This is a genomic window from Neobacillus sp. NRS-1170, assembly GCF_050468025.1.
This window is the reverse complement of sequence record NZ_JBITPF010000075.1, coordinates 13,718-32,611: the sequence shown is the minus strand read 5'-3', so window position 1 is coordinate 32,611 and position 18,894 is coordinate 13,718. Positions and strand designations below refer to the sequence as shown.

General features: G+C 44.9%; 16 protein-coding genes. 5 read left to right on the top strand and 11 right to left on the bottom strand.

What is annotated here, in order from left to right; genetic code table 11:
• Position 1: 1 nt before the first annotated feature.
• Positions 2-280 (bottom strand): SemiSWEET transporter, encoded by a 279-nt coding sequence (locus tag ACIFOT_RS27065; RefSeq protein WP_430070440.1) that lies wholly within the window; start codon positions 278-280, stop codon positions 2-4.
• Positions 281-410: 130 nt separating this feature from the next.
• On the opposite strand from ACIFOT_RS27065, the gene ACIFOT_RS27060 reads away from it, so the two are divergent.
• Positions 411-2,441, top strand: a complete 2,031-nt coding sequence (locus ACIFOT_RS27060; protein WP_430070437.1) for a molybdopterin-containing oxidoreductase family protein — start codon at positions 411-413, stop codon at positions 2,439-2,441.
• Between the two features lie 285 nt (positions 2,442-2,726).
• Here ACIFOT_RS27060 and ACIFOT_RS27055 read toward each other — a convergent pair whose 3' ends face one another.
• On the bottom strand, positions 2,727-3,560 hold the full coding sequence (locus tag ACIFOT_RS27055) for a YitT family protein (protein WP_430070434.1): 834 nt from the start codon (positions 3,558-3,560) through the stop codon (positions 2,727-2,729).
• 227 nt (positions 3,561-3,787) lie between these two features.
• Complete coding sequence (gene galE / locus ACIFOT_RS27050) at positions 3,788-4,759, bottom strand: UDP-glucose 4-epimerase GalE (protein ID WP_430070431.1); 972 nt, start codon at positions 4,757-4,759, stop codon at positions 3,788-3,790.
• A 191-nt stretch (positions 4,760-4,950) separates the two neighbouring features.
• On the opposite strand from galE, the gene ACIFOT_RS27045 reads away from it, so the two are divergent.
• Positions 4,951-5,454: an Lrp/AsnC family transcriptional regulator gene (locus tag ACIFOT_RS27045; RefSeq protein ID WP_430070428.1), complete on the top strand. Its 504-nt coding sequence runs from the start codon at positions 4,951-4,953 to the stop codon at positions 5,452-5,454.
• Positions 5,451-6,656, top strand: a complete 1,206-nt coding sequence (locus ACIFOT_RS27040) for an aminotransferase (RefSeq protein ID WP_430070425.1) — start codon at positions 5,451-5,453, stop codon at positions 6,654-6,656. The genes ACIFOT_RS27045 and ACIFOT_RS27040 overlap by 4 nt, the downstream gene beginning before the upstream one ends.
• A gap of 101 nt (positions 6,657-6,757) precedes the next feature.
• Here ACIFOT_RS27040 and ACIFOT_RS27035 read toward each other — a convergent pair whose 3' ends face one another.
• Entirely contained in the window at positions 6,758-7,066 is a 309-nt protein-coding gene (locus ACIFOT_RS27035) for a hypothetical protein (protein ID WP_430070422.1), read from the bottom strand.
• Positions 7,067-7,352: 286 nt separating this feature from the next.
• Here ACIFOT_RS27035 and ACIFOT_RS27030 point away from each other — a divergent pair, with 286 nt between their 5' ends.
• Positions 7,353-8,654 (top strand): NCS2 family permease, encoded by a 1,302-nt coding sequence (locus ACIFOT_RS27030; protein WP_430070419.1) that lies wholly within the window; start codon positions 7,353-7,355, stop codon positions 8,652-8,654.
• Between the two features lie 298 nt (positions 8,655-8,952).
• Complete coding sequence (locus ACIFOT_RS27025) at positions 8,953-10,305, top strand: N-acetylmuramoyl-L-alanine amidase (RefSeq protein ID WP_430070416.1); 1,353 nt, start codon at positions 8,953-8,955, stop codon at positions 10,303-10,305.
• Between the two features lie 181 nt (positions 10,306-10,486).
• Here the strand turns inward: ACIFOT_RS27025 and ACIFOT_RS27020 are convergent, their stop codons facing one another.
• From ACIFOT_RS27020 to ACIFOT_RS26990, 7 genes are all read right to left on the bottom strand, one after another.
• Positions 10,487-12,766, bottom strand: a complete 2,280-nt coding sequence (locus ACIFOT_RS27020; RefSeq protein ID WP_430070413.1) for a M30 family zinc metallopeptidase — start codon at positions 12,764-12,766, stop codon at positions 10,487-10,489.
• Positions 12,767-12,969: 203 nt separating this feature from the next.
• Positions 12,970-13,980, bottom strand: coding sequence for an SIS domain-containing protein (locus ACIFOT_RS27015; protein WP_430070410.1), 1,011 nt, complete (start codon positions 13,978-13,980; stop codon positions 12,970-12,972).
• Positions 13,981-13,989: 9 nt separating this feature from the next.
• Positions 13,990-15,003, bottom strand: a complete 1,014-nt coding sequence (locus ACIFOT_RS27010) for an SIS domain-containing protein (RefSeq protein WP_430070504.1) — start codon at positions 15,001-15,003, stop codon at positions 13,990-13,992.
• A 166-nt stretch (positions 15,004-15,169) separates the two neighbouring features.
• Positions 15,170-16,135 (bottom strand): SIS domain-containing protein, encoded by a 966-nt coding sequence (locus ACIFOT_RS27005; RefSeq protein ID WP_430070407.1) that lies wholly within the window; start codon positions 16,133-16,135, stop codon positions 15,170-15,172.
• 41 nt (positions 16,136-16,176) lie between these two features.
• Positions 16,177-17,037: a TIM barrel protein gene (locus ACIFOT_RS27000; RefSeq protein ID WP_430070404.1), complete on the bottom strand. Its 861-nt coding sequence runs from the start codon at positions 17,035-17,037 to the stop codon at positions 16,177-16,179.
• Positions 17,038-17,110: 73 nt separating this feature from the next.
• Positions 17,111-17,998: a carbohydrate ABC transporter permease gene (locus ACIFOT_RS26995; RefSeq protein ID WP_430070401.1), complete on the bottom strand. Its 888-nt coding sequence runs from the start codon at positions 17,996-17,998 to the stop codon at positions 17,111-17,113.
• Between the two features lie 5 nt (positions 17,999-18,003).
• Positions 18,004-18,891, bottom strand: a complete 888-nt coding sequence (locus ACIFOT_RS26990) for a carbohydrate ABC transporter permease (protein ID WP_430070398.1) — start codon at positions 18,889-18,891, stop codon at positions 18,004-18,006.
• Positions 18,892-18,894: the final 3 nt, after the last annotated feature.

The following is an 18,894-nucleotide window of genomic DNA, read 5'->3' as shown; positions in this document are numbered from 1 at the left end:
CTTATTTTATTTTTGTTTCGGTACTACTATATTTCACCTTCAACACTAGTATCGTTAACGCTAAAATCAACGTAATAAAATTGGCCACGATGATGGGGATATCTTTTATAAACAGTCCGTAAATCAGCCATAACAATACTCCCGCGGTGAACATGCCGTACATAATAAATGAAATGCCTTCCGTATTCTTTTCTCTGATCGTCTTAATCGCCTGCGGAAGAAATGAAAGCGTTGTTAAAATCGCCGCCAAATAACCGAAAATGGATACAATATCCTCCATCGACCTGCCCCCTAAACTAAAAAAACTCGTCTCTGGCACCAAAGCACCTCTTCCATTATACTATTATACAACACTACCTATCTATTAATGATGGTAAGATGGCAGCCAACCTTTTGGAAGGAGATTTTTCATGGAGCGAAACGGTATTTTTCATTCAGTTTGCCCGCTGGACTGCCCAGATCAGTGCGGATTGCTTTTACATAAAGAAGACGGGAAAATCGTCAAGATCGAGGGTGACCCCGGGCATCCGGTTACAAAAGGTCATATCTGCAACAAGGTACGGAATATGGCGGAACGAATTTATGACGAAAACCGGCTTAAATATCCAATGAAACGTACTGGTCCTAAAGGCGAGGGAAAGTTCACGCGAATTAGTTGGGAGGAAGCTCTAAGAACGATTACTTCGCGCTGGTCAGAGCTGCTTCAATCAGAAGGTCCGGAAAGCATCCTTCCCTACAGTTTTTACGGGAACATGGGAAGGCTCAGCGCGGAAGGAATGGACCGCCGCTTCTTCCACCGCCTCGGTGCTTCCAGGCTCGATCAAACGATTTGCTCCTCAGCCGGCTCTGTTGGCTATAAATATACGATGGGCGGAAGCCTAGGGATCGACCCAGAAGATACGATCCATTCCCAGCTGATCATTTTTTGGGGCATCAATGCTGCCAGCACCAATATGCATCAGGTGGCCCTTGCGCAGAAAGCCCGCAAGCAGAACGGCGCCAAAATCATCGTCATCGATGTTCATAAAAACCAAACTGGAAGATTAGCAGATTGGTTTATTCCAATTTTACCAGGCACTGACAGCGCCCTTGCCCTTGGGCTCATGCATATTTTGTTTGCCGAAAACATAGTGGACCAGGATTTTCTCCATACCTATACTGTTGGTCATGAAGAGCTCCGTGAACATGTTATTCAGTACGATCCAGAGACGGTTTCCGCCATCACTGGGGTTTCAGTTGCGGACATTTACAAACTCGCACGAATGTATGGAGAAACGTCTCCATCGTTTATTCGAATTGGAAACGGGCCGCAGCATCACGACAATGGCGGGATGTTCGTCCGTACCGTTGCTTGTCTGCCTGCCCTTACCGGCCAATGGCTTGTCAAAGGCGGAGGTGCGATTAAAGGAAATTCGGGGTTCCTTGCACCGAATACTGATTACCTGCAGCGCCCTGACCTTTTGAAAAATAAAAACACTCGTATCGTGAACATGAACTTGCTCGGAGAAGCATTGCTGACCCTTGACCCGCCTATTAAGTCCCTTTTTGTATACGGCTCAAACCCTGCAGTTGTCGCTCCGTCCAGTCATAAAGTAAGAGAAGGCCTTGCCCGAGAAGATTTATTTACCGTCGTTCACGATTTATTTTTAACTGAAACGGCCAAGTATGCCGATATTGTCTTGCCAGCAACGTCTTCCTTTGAAAATACAGATATTTATACTTCCTACTGGCATCACTTTGCCCAGCTTCAGCAGCCGGTTATTGAACCATCTGGTGAAGCTAAATCAAATGTCGAAGTTTTCCGCTTGCTGGCAAAGGGTATGGGCTTTGGTAATGAAGCATCCTTCAAAGAGAGCGAGGCAGAGATGATTGAAGGTGCGCTGAATAACCCGCGTAATCCATATTTGGCAGGAATTAATTTTGAAGGGTTAGCCGAGTCGAATTATCTGAAAGCAAAGGTGAAACCGTTGTTTCCTGGAAAACTTCCAACACCTAGCGGAAAAATAGAATTATATTCTAGTAGGATGAAGCAGGACGGACACCCGCCGTTGCCAACCTATATTCCTCTCGTGAACGACGGGAATCATCCTTATCAATTTGTTCCTGGACCAAATCATAATTTCTTAAATTCTACTTTTTCTAACAATCAGAAACATATTGAACTGGAAAAAGAACCGCGATTGCAAATGAATCAGAAGGATGCCCTGGAAGCTGGCATTCAAGATGGCGAAATGGTTCGTGCCTGGAATGGCCGCGGGGAATGTGTGCTGAAGGTTTCAATCGGCGAGAACGTTCTTCCTGGGGTCGTAGTCAGCCAGGGCCTCTGGGCCGACGCGAAGGGAACCAATCAATTAGTTAACGCCCTCACCCCCGATCGAATTGCCGACATGGGCGGCGGCGCCACCTTCTTTTCCGGACGTGTCAGCGTCGAAAAAATATAATTTTCACACAAAAGCTCCCTGGCTTAATGCGGCCAGGGAGCTGTTTTCTAAGGGACTAATTTTTTCAAGATGGGAATCTTACTTAAAACATAACTGCCAATACCACTGATGATGACAACGATTGTTACATTAAGTGGAATTGAAATGGCCGGGTGCTGGAAGTTCCTTTTGGTTCGTTGCCAACGACCGGCTGTCTCATTCTTCACTCATAACTTAAATTTTTGTTGTTAATGGTGTCAGGCACCACAAAAAGACATTTGTCCTCCACAAGCAGACACCTGTTGATTAGCTTGCTTTGTAGCCTTTGCCCATCATTTCGTGGACGTTATGGACGGTGACGTAGGCGTTTTCGTCAATTTCTTTAATAATATTTTTCAACTGGATGATTTCCTGTTTATTGATGACGATATAGAGGACTTCCTTGTTCTGTCCAGTGTAGCCGCCACGCCCGTCTAAAACGGTCAAACCGCGCGACATTTTATTCGTAATTCCTTCGAGCACCTGCTCTGGTGTGTTCGAAATAATCAAGACGGCGACCCGCTCATCAAGCCCTTCAACAATGAAATCAATTGCCTTCGCTCCTACATACACAATCAAAAGCGTATACATCGCCTTTTCTAACCCGATGATAGGAATCGATCCTGCCACCACGATAATATCAATAATGAGTACAGCTTTGCCAAGGCTCCAGCCGAAAAATTGCGTCGCCAGCCTAGCTAAAATAGTCGTTCCGCCTGACGTTCCGCCCGCACGAAAAATAAAGCCAATCCCGCCATTCACTAATAATCCGGCAAAAAGGGAAGCGAGCAGAGTATCCTCCGTTATCCGTTTGCCGACATCCTCAGTTAAAAATAAAAACCCTGAGCAGGCCGCAATCGAAATCAGCGTATAAACAAACGCTCTTTTTTCAAAAAATTTATAGCCGACCACGATCAGCACAGCATTTAGAACAAAGTTCACGACCCCTGGTGACCAATTCCACAAATAGTGCACAATGATGGTAATACCTAAAAGTCCGCCTTCGGAAAGGTGATTAGGAATCGTGAAAAAATTAACCCCGACAGCAAAAATAAACGCACCCAGTATAATGAAAAGCATATCTTTAAACAGTTTCCTCATTTAAATGCCATCCTTCTATTATGCTGCTCAATTCAGAGCTCACAAAATCATTTCTTCCAATAATGATACAACAAAATGACGTACTCTAGTAACTTAAATTTGGGCATAAAAAAGAGAAGTGGAAACCACTTCTCTCCAACGAATTCAATTAAAGCAGAAATACCGTCCACGATACAAGGACATTTGTCCACACGCGGTGCCTGACACCACACTGACACCACACCATTTTAGTATTTCTGCGCCTGATGCCATCTCCAAGCATCGCCAATGATTTGTTCCAGGTTTCGCTCGGCTTTCCAGCCTAGTTCTTCGAAAATTTTTGCTGAGGATGCTACTAGTCTCGCCGGGTCGCCGGCACGGCGGTCGGCCATTTCGACATTGGCTTTCACCCCAGTTACTCTTTCACAGGTCTCAATAACTTCCTTTACAGAATAACCAAGCCCGTTCCCCAAATTGTATACCTCAGCTGACTTCTTCCCGGAGAGCAGCGCCTCAAGGGCAAGAATATGAGCGGCAGCTAAATCGGTGACATGGATATAATCGCGGATGCATGTACCATCCGGAGTGTCATAGTCATCCCCAAACACGGACACCTTATCCCGCTGGCCTAATAATTGCTGAAGCACAATCGGGATTAAATGCGTTTCTGGATCATGACTTTCGCCAATCACCGCGGAGTCATGTGCTCCAGCTGCATTAAAGTAACGAAGCACCACATAATTTAATCCGTAGGCTTTTGAAAAATCAGCCAGAACCTGCTCAACCATCAGCTTAGAATGACCATATGGGTTAATCGGTGCAGTCACAGTCGATTCATCAATGATTTCTACCTTCGGGATGCCATAGGTTGCCGCTGTAGAAGAGAAAATAAAGTTTTTCACTTGAAATTTCATCATGACCTTCAGCAACGTTAAAGTAGAGGCCACATTATTTTGATAATATTTTAAAGGATCTACAACAGACTCTCCAACCAGGCTATTCGCCGCAAAGTGCATGACCGCCTTTATGGGATAGCTTCTAAAGATCATTTGCAGATCTTCTTCATTGCCAAGGTCTCCCTTAACAAAAATAGCCCGGCTATCAACGGCCGCGCGATGACCTGTAGACAGGTTATCCAATACAACGACCTCTTCTTTTTCGACTAATTCCTTCACAAGATGGCTGCCAATGTAACCAGCGCCGCCGACAACGAGAATCATAGTTCATTTCCCCTTATATTAAATTCTACACCGTAAGTATTATAGCACTTTTACCCAACGACTGCTTGTCAGGTGAATTTGCTAATAATTCCCTATTAAAAATCTCCTTGGCGTCAGGCATCTTTTTCATTGTTTTTTCATACTCCCACTATTAAAATCAACAATAAGATTTAATTTTTAGGAGGCACCATATGAAACTGAGCAGTGAAGAAATTGAGATATTAAAAATCATCGAGGAAGATCATAAGCTTTCCGTCGAGACGATTGCATCCATGGTACTTAGCAGCGAAGCAAAAGTTAAAGCGGCGATTGAAAAATTAGAACAGGAAAAAATCATTATCAGTTACCCGACCTTAATCGATTGGAGCAAAGTAGAGGGCCAGGAAAATATCATTGCGATGATTGATGTAAAAGTAACCCCGAAGCGCGGGGTCGGCTTTGATGAGGTAGCGGAGCGAATTTATCGTTTCCCGGAAGTCACTTCCCTTTATCTAATGAGCGGTGCCTACGATTTGTCGATAACCGTTGAAGGCAAAACGATGACCCAAATCGCCACCTTCGTATCGGAAAAATTATCAACGATTGATAATGTCATTTCCACCACCACCCATTTCATGCTGAAAAAATATAAGCATGACGGGGTCATCTTTGATGGCGGTGATGAGAAAGATAAACGAATGGTGGTTACACCATGAAACAGGATTATGCCCATTATCTTTCCAAAACAGCAAAAGAGCTTCAGCCGTCCGGCATAAGGAAATTTTTCGATTTGGCCGCCAGTATGAAGGATGTGATTTCTCTGGGAGTCGGTGAACCCGACTTTATTACACCCTGGAATATTCGTGAAGCAGCTATTTTATCGCTAGAACAGGGCGAAACCGCCTATACGGCGAATCCGGGATTGTTGGAACTGCGACAAGAAATCACCAACTATCTGGGAACCAGATTTGGGGTCGAGTACGATCCAAAAAATCAAATAATTGTGACAATCGGAGCCAGCCAGGCCATCGACCTCGCCTTCCGGGCGATTTTAAACCAAGGTGATGAAGTCTTGATTGTGGAACCAGCCTTTGTTTCCTATGCCCCTTTGGTATCAATTGCCGGCGGAACACCTGTTGCTCTTTCAACTTCTCCTGCGAATGGTTTTAAATTAACACCTGAGCAGCTCGAAAATGCCATCACGGAAAAAACAAAAGCAATTTTGCTTTGTTTTCCAAACAATCCAACTGGCACATCCTTAAACAAGGAGGAACTGACGGAAATCGCCAGAATTGTCGAGAAGCATGATTTGATTGTTGTGTCAGACGAAATATACGCAGAATTAACCTACGACGAAGTCTTTACGAGTTTCTCTGCTCTTGAGGGCATGTATGACCGAACCATTTTAATCAACGGTTTTTCGAAAGGCTTTGCGATGACCGGCTGGCGTTTAGGTTTCCTTGCGGCTCCAGCACCCTTTGTGGAAGTTATGCTGAAAATTTTCCAATATACGACGATGTGCGCCCCGACGATGCTGCAGCAAGGTGCGATTGAGGCGCTTCGCAACAGTTATCAAGAAGTGGAGACGATGAAACGAAGCTATCGCAGAAGGCGGAACTTTGTCGTGCAGACTTTGAATAAGATTGGTTTGGATTGCCATATTCCCGGCGGCGCCTTTTATGTGTTTCCATCGATTAAAGCAACCGGCCTGACCTCGGAACAGTTCGCGGAACAACTGCTTTTGCAGGAACGAGTCGCGGTCGTACCCGGCCATGTTTTTGGAGAAAGCGGAGAAGGCTATGTCCGCTGCTCCTACGCTACCTCGATGGCCCAGCTTCAAGAAGCGCTCAAAAGAATGCAGCGTTTTTTGGAATCGAAGGGTGTTTATGGGGAGAATGCTGTGGAAATATTGAAATAAACGTGGAAAGCCCAATTCTGTGTGAGGAATTGGGCTTTTCTAAATTATAATGGGAAATTTTTTTTTTGAAGTTCAATAGAAGCATTCATTTTGAAGTTGGATTATAACTGAAGGTGAAATTTAAGTTTAGCTAACTCTCTTTCATTTCTAGCTGATTTTTCCCAGATATGTTCCTGTTCTGCTCTAATGTCAGTCACCATATTAAGTATTTCAGTAAATTTCTCCTCATTTTTGCTATCCATGGCGGCTAGTTCCTGCCTCATTCCCTGCTGGTCATTCTTCATTTCATGCTGTTCCTTCTTCATTACCTGCTGTTCTATCTTCATATCCTGCAGTTGCTGATTAATGTTTCCTACTATCGAAATTATGCTTGATAACATTTCTTCCATTCTGTCTAGTTTCTTTTCCATGCATGTCACCTCCTTTTTTAACAATTATTATACACCAATTTTTTATCCTAACGACAGCATCCGATATATTTCCTTTTTTATTCAAAGGCTCTGTTAAACTTGGTTGTTGATTTGCGCTCCAGGGGCGTGCGGTTCGCGGGCGCGCCTTCCGCTCCAATCAACAGTGTTAAAATCAACATTGGTCTTTAACAGAGAATATTCAAAAAAAAATGATTGAAAATCTCACAGGAAACGAATAATATATAAAAGTATTTCAAAAATTGTTCGTGTTTTCGGAGGAACCTTCATGTTTAAACTAAATGAAAATCATACAAATGCAAAAACAGAGCTGCTCGCGGGAATTACAACATTCTTTACGATGGTGTATATCGTGGTGGTTAATCCTGTTATTCTTGCCGATGCTGGCGTACCGTTCCAACAGGTTTTCACGGCAACTATCATCGCTGCGGTTGTCGGGACTCTTTGGATGGGGCTTTTCGCCAACTATCCAATCGCCATCGCCCCGGGAATGGGTCTTAACGCGTATTTCGCCTATTCTGTCGTTGGCGGCCATCAGGGCATTACCTATCATACGGCCTTTGCCGCTGTCTTTATTGCCGGTCTTATTTTTATCATCTTATCTTTAACTCCCTTACGGGAAAAATTAATCGATGCGATTCCTGATAATCTCAAACATCGGATTACTGCCGGAATCGGCTTATTCATTGCTTTTATCGGACTTCGCCTGACAAAAATCATTACAGCGCATCCGTCAAACCTTGTTGGACTGGGCGATCTCCATGCCCCGTCAGCGGTATTGACACTGGTCGGACTCGCTGTGACCCTTGTGCTAATGATGCTGCGCGTAAATGGAGCATTATTTTTTGGAATGATTGTGACCGGTCTCATCGCTTTTTTCACGGGTCAGCTTTCTTTTAAAAGTGGATTTATGGCGCTGCCTTCCCTTCCAGAGGGACTTATGATTGGAAATCCAATTACAGCGCTTGGTGATGTGGCTCAGCACAGTCTTTATGCCGTTGTTTTTTCTTTCATTCTTGTAACCATTTTTGATACGACTGGAACGATGATCGGTGTCGCCAACCAAGCCGGCCTAATGAAAAATGGCAAATTTCCGCGGGCGCGCCAGGCATTGTTGTCTGATTCCATTGCGACGGCAATTGGCGCCATGTTTGGGACAAGCCCGACCACCGCTTATATTGAATCATCTTCAGGCGTTGCTGCCGGCGGTCGGACAGGTTTAACTTCACTTACTGTCGCTGCCCTGTTTATTCTATCAGCATTCTTTGGACCGCTCGTCAGCGCTGTTTCAGGGATTTCGGCCATTACAGCACCAGCGCTGATCATTGTCGGAAGCCTGATGATGGGAAGCATTGCGAAAATCCGCTGGGACGAGCTCGACGAAGCATTCCCAGCCTTCCTGACAATTCTCGCCATGCCGTTAACATCAAGTATTGCAACAGGAATCGCACTCGGTTTCATCAGTTATCCGCTATTAAAATTAGTCAAAGGCAAATGGCGCGAAGTACACCCGCTGCTATACGTGTTTGCCGTGTTGTTCTTTTATCAACTTGCATTTTTGCAGCATTAAGTAAGAAAAGCGCAAGCGCCTCGGTCAGCCCCAACAAGAAATAAGACACTCCCAAAAGGAAGGCGCCTTTTCCTTCATGAGTGGCTTATGACCTCGAGGGGCTAGGCGCTGAAGCTGGACAATTCTCAAAGTCGAATTTTCTTATCCTATTTAAAAAGTCCAATTCGCATAGGGATTGGACTTTTGTTTTACCTATAAAAAAAATTCCGCACATAAAACAGGACAAGCACCCTCACGCATACTATCGCTCCTCATACCATATAGATGTACCACTATTTGAAAAAAGTGAGGAGATTAAATGAAACTTTATTTAGATCCAGGACACGGCGGTACTGATCCAGGTGCCCAGGGAAATGGTCTAAACGAAAAAGATTTAACATTAGATATTGCGCTTAAAATCCGTACTATCTTACAAAATAATTATGAAAATATTGAAGTGATGATGAGCCGCACTGGCGATATTACAAAAAGCTTAAGCCAGCGGACGAATGAGGCAAATGCTTGGAAGGCCGATTTTTATATGTCTATCCACATCAATGCCTTTAATGGCAGTGCCCAAGGATACGAGGACTATATTCACAGCAGCTTATCCGACAATTCCAAGACAGCAAAATATCGGGATATTATCCATGCTGAAGTCATCAAACTTAATCAACTGATTGACCGCGGTAAGAAAAAGGCTAATTTCCACGTCCTTCGTGAATCGAAGATGCCAGCCATGCTATCCGAAAATGGCTTTATTGATAATGCACACGATGCCGACCTCATGAAGCAGGATTCTTGGCGTCAAAATGTCGCTCAGGGTCATGCCAACGGGATTGCCCTGGCATTTAATCTGCAGCCAAAATCCACTGCTCCTGCCGGAACGATCTACAGAGTCATTGCCGGTTCCTTCAAGCTGAGAGAAAATGCAGACAAGCGCGTTGCGTTCCTGCACTCTGTCGGCATTGAATCGTTTGTTGTTACCACAACGATTTCCGGTGAAACCAGATACCGTGTGCAAGCCGGCGCTTTTTCGAGCCGTCCAAATGCTGAAGCACGCCTGCAGGAGGTCAAAAATGCCGGCATTACAGATGCCTTCATCGAGGCCGAAGCCCCAAGTACAAGCCCGTCACCTGCAGCCCCAACAGGCTATTCGATCCTTGGTCCGACCTATCTGTCCCCAGAACACATGAATCTTTTTGTAAAATCAGTCAACCCGAACGCAATTGAGATTGGTAAATATTATTTAGCCTTCGGCGAATATTATGGAATCAGAGGCGATATCGCCTTCGCTCAAGCCTTGTACGAGACTGACTATTTCCGCTTTACAGGCCTCGTCCAGCCCGAACAAAACAACTATGCCGGCATTGGAGCAACAGGACCAGGTAATCCAGGCGCAAGCTTCTATACACCTGAAGAAGGGGTACTTGCCCACCTGCAGCATCTATTCGCCTATGCATCCACCGAACCATTGCCAAATCAGTATCCATTAGTTGATCCCCGCTTCAATCTTGTAACAAGAGGCTCTGCTCCAACTTGGACTTCCTTAAACGGGAAATGGGCGGTGCCAGGCACCAATTACGGACAATCCATTTTGGACCTATATAAACGAATGATCAATTTCGCCAAACTTAATCTAGATGCAGTCGTTAATGAAATTAACAAATAAGAAAGGCGATGTGAGCAGAGCTTACCCTAACTAATCCAAAAGGGTTAATGAATATTACATCAAAACTAGTTTGCAAATACACTATTGCCGCGCTCCGCCCCAATACCACAAAAAGCCGGATTCAATCAACATGAATCCGGCCTTTTTTTCAAAAATATTCGGATGGTGCGAGGCACTGCCTCTATCCTACCCAAACACCACTGCTATTGAATTTATACCATTTGCCGCTGATCAGCACCCAGCCCGTTTTCATCACACCGCTTCTGTCCAAATAGTACCATTTGCCGGCATCCTTCAGCCAGCCCGTCCGCATCGCGCCGCTCGCATCTAGGTAGTACCATTTTGCTCCATCCTTCAGCCAGCCCGTCCTCATGGCACCGCTGCCGTCAAGGTAGTACCACCTCGTGCCATCCTTCAGCCAGCCCGTCTTCATGGCTCCGCTGCCAGCCAAATAATACCATTTAGTCCCATCCTTCAACCAGCCCGTCTTCATCACGCCGCTCGCATCTAGGTAGTACCATTTGCCGCCGTCCTGCAGCCAGCCGGTCCGCATCGCACTGGTTTTCAAATCATAATAATACCACTTGCCATTTGCTAAAACCCAGCCGAATCGTAATGGAACCCCATTATTTTCCTGACCTCTTTTAAAAAATGTATAACTAACATTATTACCTTTAGTAACAGGCTGGACAAATCCATCCTTTGATTTATACGTAGTCACAACCGCGCCGCCGCCGCGTAAATTCACAGAACTGCCGGTAAAAATTTTCTCGTTCAGCGTATCAAAGAACGGATCACCCTTAAATCCGTACGGACCGGACCCTTCTTTTAATAAAAGAGCAATCCGGAAATTGGTCATTAATTTTCCAAACGTCATATCCGGACTGATATACTTTTTCGCTACATCCTCAATCGCCTTATAATTATTATTCGGATTGGCTAAAATTTCTTTAAAAATCCGATTCCCCTGCCCGGTTTGAATTTTTATATACTGCCCGAACAAATAAGACAACGAATAATTAGCAAGTGTATCACCGTATTGATCCCAATACAACAGAGAATGTCCATTACTAATGGACGAAGAAAGGTTATAATACTCAATTCTGTCGGAAAGGCCGTGACCCGTATAAATTTGCTCGGCCGCCATCGATAAAGCCTCATCCAGCCATGTATCCATGCCCTCACTATTTCCTTCAATCAATGCATTTTGGTTGAAGTTCACCATATGCTGAAACTCGTGGGCAAGTGTCTCATAAGCGCCAGTGACATCCTTCACCGAACCTATGCCCATGGTTGGGTACGTATCCATATAAAAAATCTCTGACTGATTGGAATGTTCGACATTGTATAAATCCCCGGAATAAAAATACCCGGCGGTATAGCCGTCGCCACTCGTATCCGAATAGCCATCTTGAATGTCATAGCATAAAATATTTACTTTTCCATCATGGTCCACATCCGATTCCTGCCCAAAATTAGTGGTCACAGCTGAATAAATCTTATTATCAAATTCCGTCCCTAATTTTTCTGCATCTGAATCAGTAATTTGGTTATCATAAACCCATACATTCGCTTTTGCTCCGCTGTAAGCTAAGCGGGCATTAATTTGCGAATCCGTATTCGTCGTCAAATCTGACACCCAAAATAACTTTTGATCGCCGATTTTGTATGCCGGCATCAAAGACCGTGCGCTTTTTCGAACTAGCTTGCCTTTATAAGCCGCATGGTCAAATGGTTTATTATAGTCGACCTTATAAGCATCACGAGCCAAACTTGCATCGTTCGTGATCTTCATATTTTTCTCGTTAAAAGCCCCGGAGGCCTGAGTTGCCTCTCCATCAACGGACTCATTACTAATCACCGCATATCGATCGTCCGGTACAATGGCACTTGGAGCGGCATTAAATGGATTTGCCACCTTAAACGTAAGCACATCAGCATAGGAAGGATCATCACTAGCTTTCGAAATTCCTATTCTCATATAAATATAAGGAGAATCGCTGACATCACTTTTGGCCAATTCCGTATTTAAATAAACGCCATTATACCCAGCCATATCAAAATCTGCGCTGCCTAAGAATTCCAAAGAACCCGCCGCTTCTTTATAAAGTTCGAGGGTCAAAAGACTATCTTTTTCCGCAGTTGAATCTGACTCGTAGGTCAACTTCACATTCATCAATTCCGAACTAACAGAAGTCACATCATCAAAATAGATATAATGATAACTGCCAACGCTATCATATAAATCATCAACAAAATTGCCATTCGCAATCAAAGGATAATCCTGAGGATTCATAAAATCCGCTTTCTTTAATGACTGCTTCGGCGCTTTTTCCGAAGATAATTTCTGGCTCATCGTCTTCTCAGGCGTTTGCACCGCCGAATCCATCCCCTCGGCAAACCCCACCGCAGGCACCAGCACCAGCTGAAGCGCAAGAAATACCGCTGCAAATCTCCGCAATACCCTAAACCCCATTTCCTCTAAAAGTCTACTAGTATTCTACTATTAAACTCTAACAATTTCATTCCCATTTTTCTTCCAAAAAGCAACCCTACGTAGTGACTTAACCAGTCCAGCGCTAAAATCTAGTAATGCAGGTTTCTGCCAAATTTTAGAACGGCCGCAAAGAAAGAAGCCTCCACAATATGTGAAGACTTCGATCATTAAAACGGAACTTTTTTGTAATACCGTCTCGTCGTCAGCGGATGGTTCCTTTGTGCTTCTAAATGGCAGCTGACCCTCTCGAGAAGACTCGCCAACACGATTGGTGAGATTATACTCCTTAATTCCTCCGAAATCCCTTCTAACGGATAATCCTTCGTATCAAAAACAGTTACCTCTCTGGAGTAATGCTCAGCAAACCGCTCCACTCTCTCTGTTAGCGGGCGGGTGTGATTCTCGCTTTTAAGCAGAATGATACTTGTATCCTCCTCCACCAGCTCTAACGTGCCGTGAAAGAAATCGGAGGCATGGACCGGACGAGTTTTGATCCATTGCATTTCTTCTAATATACACATCCCGTAGTAATAGGCTTGCCCCCAATCCACGCCTGCACCGGAGAGAATATGGTAAGACGTTCTCTTATGGTTTTGGGCAAATGCGGACGCCCGCTGCTCGGCTGCTTCCTTTACTCTTAAAAGTGCGTTTGGCAGCAGTTCCATTTCCTCAATGTACTGATGGTACTGCGGGAATTCCTTTCGTTTATACATGAGGCGAAACGCTATCAAATAGGACTGGATGTAAAACGACTCACAAGAGGTATCGTCCTCCGCAAAATTAACGAAGGTGTAATCCGTTAATTTTGCTAACGGGGTATCGGCATGGCCAACCAGGCTGATGGTCGTCGCCCCTTTTTCACGGGCAAATTGCGCCGCTTCCACCGTTTCTTTGGTTGTACCGGATAAAGAAGGCAAAATCACTAAGGAATGTTGGTCTAGGTGTTGATGATCCATCAACATTAATTCCGATGAGATTTCCGTAAAAACAGGCAGGGTGGAATACGTTTTTAAGATGTATTCAGCAGGGTACATGAGAATCGCGGCGCCTCCTGTACCTACAAAAAATACATTCTTTATTTCTGACATGGAATCAATGGCCGCATCCAGTTCACCCTTAAGAGACAACGCTCCCTTTTGAATTCTTAAATACCGTTCCGGGTCGAAATTGAACATCATGTTCCTCCCTTAATACTCCATTTTTCGGTAATAGCGTCTTAGCTCCAACGGATGATTTCTTTCCCGCTCCAGGTACACACTGATGCGGCCGGTTAAGGCCCAGTTCACGTTAATCGCAAAATGTTTCCTGAACTCTTCACTGATCCCATCCAAGGCATAATCCTTTGTATCCAGAATGAATAGCTCTTTTGTGATTTTTTCAGCAAATCGCTCGACCCGCTCCACCAACGGACGGGTTTCATCTTCTCCTTTAAAGAGGATAACGCTTGTATCTTCCTCGACAAGCTCGAGCGTCCCGTGGAAAAACTCCGCCGCATGAATCGATTTAGACTTGATCCACTGCATTTCCTCTAATATGCACATCGCATAGGAATAAGTGTTGCCCCAAAGATTGCCCGCCCCGACCAGCATTTGGTACCCGGTATCCTTGTGCTTGATGGCGAATTGCTCTGCTCGTTCGTCAAAGGCTTCGAGTGCCTGGACAATGCCTTGCGGGAGAAGGTCCAATTCTTTTGCAAATTGATCATATTGCGGGAACTCGTCGTTGTTATGGATGAGACGGAAGGTCAAGAGCTGCAAATATAGAAAGAAGGTATCAAATGAATGCTTTTCATCAGGGGCCAAAATGCAAAAATCCACCGCTTCGGCGAGCGGGGTGCCTGCCTTCGACACCAGCCCAATCGTCGTCGCCCCTTTATCCTTGCAGAACTGGGCGGCAGCTACCGTTTCTTTCGTAGTACCAGTGACAGACGCAAATACACAAACAGAGTCTTTTGTCAGATGACGGTTGTTCATGACTAGCAGCTCCGCTGCAATCTCCGCATGAACTTCTAAAGAAGAATTCGATTTCAAGATATATTCAAATGGGTACATCATTGCAATCGTCCCGCCGGATCCGATGAGGAAAATATTCTTAAACTCCTTCGCGGCGATTTCATCCACCACACGCTCAATCTCCGGTCTTTGTGCAAGCGCTTCTTGCCCGACAATCTTTAAAAATAACTCAGCATCAAATTTTAACATTGGCTTACCTCCAAAATTTATTTTAATTGGTTGGTCCCAGGCACCATCAACGGACATTTATACGCCTACAGTGGACACCCTTACTCAAAAGAGAAGTGTCCTCCCACCGCGGACAAAATAGTAAAAATGTCTTTCTTTGGTGCCTGACACCAATTTAACTTTCCTTTTAATACGGGACCTTCCACATGTATCGTCTGGTGCTTAGCGGGTGGTTGCGGGCTTCGGCCAGCTTTTCAGCGTATTGGCGGAGCACGGCTTGTAATATAAGTGGGGCAATATAGCCTTTTACGCTGTCAGCCACGCCCGTTAAGTCGAATTCCTTTGCATCAAGAACAACGACTCTTTCACCGTAACGTTGCGTAAATTCTAAAGAGCGCTCTTCTAGGGGACGAGTTTCATCTAAGCCTAATAGCTGAATAACTGGAACGTCTTTATCCAGCACTTCAAATGGTCCATGGAAGTATTCGCCGGCATGGAGGGCATGGGAATGAATCCACTGCATTTCCATCAGCAGGCATATCGCAAACCAGTAGGCAATCCCGTAGTTAGCGCCGCTGCCCATTGTGTAAATCACCTTGTCATCCTTATAGGACTCCGCAAACGCCTTTGCCCGTGATAAAAATTTTGCCTTTTCTTTTTCTAAAATGGGTCCTAGGTTATCTAATGAAGAAACGACATCATTGAATTTTTCATTACCTTCTTTAGCGGCAAGGAGTCCGAAAACAAGCTCGAGCATAATCGCGGGTGATTCGTTCAGGTAATTTGCTCCTTTGCCATCTTCATAAACAATGACATATTCAGACTCATGGGCCAGCGGTGCATCAGCATCAAAAGTTAATGAAACGGTTAACGCCCCTTTTTCGCGTGCAAAGCGGGCCGCTTCTACGGTTTCTGGTGTTTTTCCGTAGTGTGAGCACAAAATCACCAGTGATTTTTCATCGAGCTTTCGCGGGTTACGGTGAATGAATTCATTGGAGCTGTATAAATCAGAATCGATTTTTGCACTCTCACGGTCTAATACATATTTACTGGCATACATCAGGGAGGAAGATCCACCGCATGCGACAAAATAAACTCGGTCAATTTCGCGTTTTTGGAAAACCTCTAAGGCATTTTTAACGGCTGCTAACAATTTTTGTCCTCCTTTTTTATCTGTTTGGCATAAAAAGAACCCTAATAATGGTTCGTTATTCGGTGATCGGCGAAAAATGGGGCCAGAGTCCGCAAAGACTTTTCAATCGCTGCGTTCGGATCCAGCAAATACTGTGAAGAAGTAAACTCCAGCGTCAAAGCACCCTCATAATTGTACTCAGCTAACGTATTTAAATATTTTGCAAGCGGCAGATTCCCGTCGCCCCAGGCTAAATGCCCGCCTGGTTTCCCATCAATAAAATGGATATGAACAAAATCCTCCCCCAGCCTCTCAAAATAGGAAGACAACTCTTCTCCCTCCACCGACAACGGAATAGTATCGACCATTCCTTTTAAATAAGGAGAAGGAATCGATTCGAGCATCTCCACCAAGTCAGACAGCGTACAAATCAAATTCGACTCAATTTTTTGCAAAGGCTCAAGCGCCAAAACCACACCTTGATTCGAAGCAAAAGCCGTCAGCTGCTCCAGCGAATCCCGGCTCCGCTTCAACGCCTCCTCCCTGTTTTCATTCCGGTAGCCCCAGCCGGCCGTGACCAACACCATTGGCGCCGCTAATTCAACAGCCGTCTCAACCGATTTCTTAAAATAGGCAATACTTCTTTCGCGAATCACCGGCTCCTTGGCAGCCAGATTGATTGGGTACATACATTGCTCTGGAGTGAAGCAGACAACCTTCAGTCCCCGCTGATCCACCTCTCCCTTAATCCGGCGAACTTCAGCGAGCGACAAATCCTCAACATACAAGTGCGGCGACGCGCCCCATAACTCAATTTGTTCAAACTCATACTTCACCATTGCGTCAAAAAAATACTCCAGCGGATAATGCAGATAGTGAAAATTCATGCCCGTAAGCTGCGAACGTTTCAATTTTCCCATCATTCCATCCCTCCTGCATCCATTTGGTATATACCATTTAAACCAATCAGGCTGAAATAGGGAAGCATTCCCCTAATCAACCCTTCACACTGCCAGCCGACAGCCCGCGTACGAATTGTTTTTGAAAGAGAATATAGGCAATAATCATCGGCAGCGCCGAAATCGCTAAGCCGGCCAATTGGATTCCAAAATTAGTATTCAATTGACTCCGCAAATTCATTAGACCAACTGGAATCGTTCGAAGTGCAGAATCCTCGACGAATACCAGCGCAAACATAAATTCATTCCAGACATTCATCCCCGCCAGCAACGCACAGGAAGCAATAATCGGCTTCCCCATCGGGATGATAATGTGCCAATACACCTTCCAGCTATTACAGCCATCGATAATTGCAGACTCCTCAAGCTCCCGCGGGATCGATAAAAAGTAAGATCTCATTAAGAAAATCGCAAACGGCAATTGAAACGCCACATACGGAAGGATTAACGCCCAATACGTATTGTAAAGCCCCAGCCCCTGCAGTAATTTAAACAAAGGAATCAAGCTGACTTGTGGTGCCAGCATTAAACCGCTTAAAATCAGGACAAGCACCAGATTCTGGCCTTTAAAATGGAAACGGCTCAAGCCAAATGCCGCCATCGACCCGAGCAGCAGCACTGACAGCACTGAAACAAGCGTCACAAGCACACTATTTAAAAAGAATTGGCCGATACCCGTGTCCCAGGCAGCTTTATAATTGCTCCACAGCCATTCCTTTGGCAGCGACCACGTATTCAGGAAAAAATCACTATTCGATTTCAGTCCGCTTAAGGCAAGCCAGATAATCGGGTAAATAATCAATAAAGCAAAGACACTAAACCAGACGAGCACCACAGATTGAAACAATCTATTTTTGACCAAGGTCCAGTTAACCCGTGAACTGTGAACCTCCGCCACTTTTTCCGTATTCACCAAAGGTTCCATACCCGCTACACCTCCTGTCCCGATTTCCCTAATTTCATCTGAGCCAAAGACAGGGTCAGCGTTATCACAAAAATCACAGTTCCGATTGTTGAGGCATAGCCCATTTCATCATTTCGGAATGCAGCCCGGTACAGCATCGTCCCCAGCACTTCCGTCGAGCGGCCAGGTCCACCGTTTGTCATAATGTACACTTCATCAAACACCTTAAACGCGCCAATCACGGTGATCACCGTGCCAACTAGAATCATTTCTTTGATCTGCGGCAAGGTAATAAACAGGAACGTTTTAATTTTAGAAGCGCCATCAATCATCGCCGCTTCATAGTATTCATACGGAATTTTTTGCATCGCTAAAATGAACAGCATCGCCATATAGCCGGTATACTGCCACTGTGACACCGCAACGACCGCGTAAATGGCCACTTCACTATCACCAAGCCAGGACCGTGCCCATTCCGCCTGCCCAATCGCCTTCAAGGCACCGTTAACCAAGCCGACTTCCGGATTATAAAGGAGCTGCCAGAGCAATCCGACAACCGCAATTGATATAACAGAAGGAATAAAAAACACCGTCCGGAAAAAGGGCTGGAACCTTCGAATCAATTTATCTTCTAAAATAGCAGCAATAACCAAACCGCCGCCGACTTGAAACACTAACGAAACGACCGCGTACAAGGAATTATTTTTCAAAGCCGTAAAAAAGATCGAATCTTTAAATAGCCTCCCGTAATACTCTAAGCCGACAAACGCTCTCCCCGCCTCGAACGAGTTCCACCTAAATAAGCTATTGTAGAGATTTAAGACAATCGGCAGAAACACAAACATGAGAATGAGAAGGAGTGCTGGCAAAATAAATAGTAAGGCTGTACGGCTATTGCGAAAGGTTCTTGTCATATC

Excerpts from the sequence above, each read along its gene's own strand:
- ACIFOT_RS27065 (WP_430070440.1), bottom strand. The coding sequence starts at position 280 with ATGGAGGATATTGTATCCATTTTCGGTTATTTGGCGGCGATTTTAACA.
- ACIFOT_RS27060 (WP_430070437.1), top strand. The coding sequence starts at position 411 with ATGGAGCGAAACGGTATTTTTCATTCAGTTTGCCCGCTGGACTGCCCA.
- ACIFOT_RS27055 (WP_430070434.1), bottom strand. The coding sequence starts at position 3,560 with ATGAGGAAACTGTTTAAAGATATGCTTTTCATTATACTGGGTGCGTTT.
- galE (WP_430070431.1), bottom strand. The coding sequence starts at position 4,759 with ATGATTCTCGTTGTCGGCGGCGCTGGTTACATTGGCAGCCATCTTGTG.
- ACIFOT_RS27045 (WP_430070428.1), top strand. The coding sequence starts at position 4,951 with ATGAAACTGAGCAGTGAAGAAATTGAGATATTAAAAATCATCGAGGAA.
- ACIFOT_RS27040 (WP_430070425.1), top strand. The coding sequence starts at position 5,451 with ATGAAACAGGATTATGCCCATTATCTTTCCAAAACAGCAAAAGAGCTT.
- ACIFOT_RS27035 (WP_430070422.1), bottom strand. The coding sequence starts at position 7,066 with ATGGAAAAGAAACTAGACAGAATGGAAGAAATGTTATCAAGCATAATT.
- ACIFOT_RS27030 (WP_430070419.1), top strand. The coding sequence starts at position 7,353 with ATGTTTAAACTAAATGAAAATCATACAAATGCAAAAACAGAGCTGCTC.
- ACIFOT_RS27025 (WP_430070416.1), top strand. The coding sequence starts at position 8,953 with ATGAAACTTTATTTAGATCCAGGACACGGCGGTACTGATCCAGGTGCC.
- ACIFOT_RS27015 (WP_430070410.1), bottom strand. The coding sequence starts at position 13,980 with ATGATGTTCAATTTCGACCCGGAACGGTATTTAAGAATTCAAAAGGGA.
- ACIFOT_RS27010 (WP_430070504.1), bottom strand. The coding sequence starts at position 15,003 with ATGTTAAAATTTGATGCTGAGTTATTTTTAAAGATTGTCGGGCAAGAA.
- ACIFOT_RS27000 (WP_430070404.1), bottom strand. The coding sequence starts at position 17,037 with ATGATGGGAAAATTGAAACGTTCGCAGCTTACGGGCATGAATTTTCAC.
- ACIFOT_RS26995 (WP_430070401.1), bottom strand. The coding sequence starts at position 17,998 with ATGGAACCTTTGGTGAATACGGAAAAAGTGGCGGAGGTTCACAGTTCA.
- ACIFOT_RS26990 (WP_430070398.1), bottom strand. The coding sequence starts at position 18,891 with ATGACAAGAACCTTTCGCAATAGCCGTACAGCCTTACTATTTATTTTG.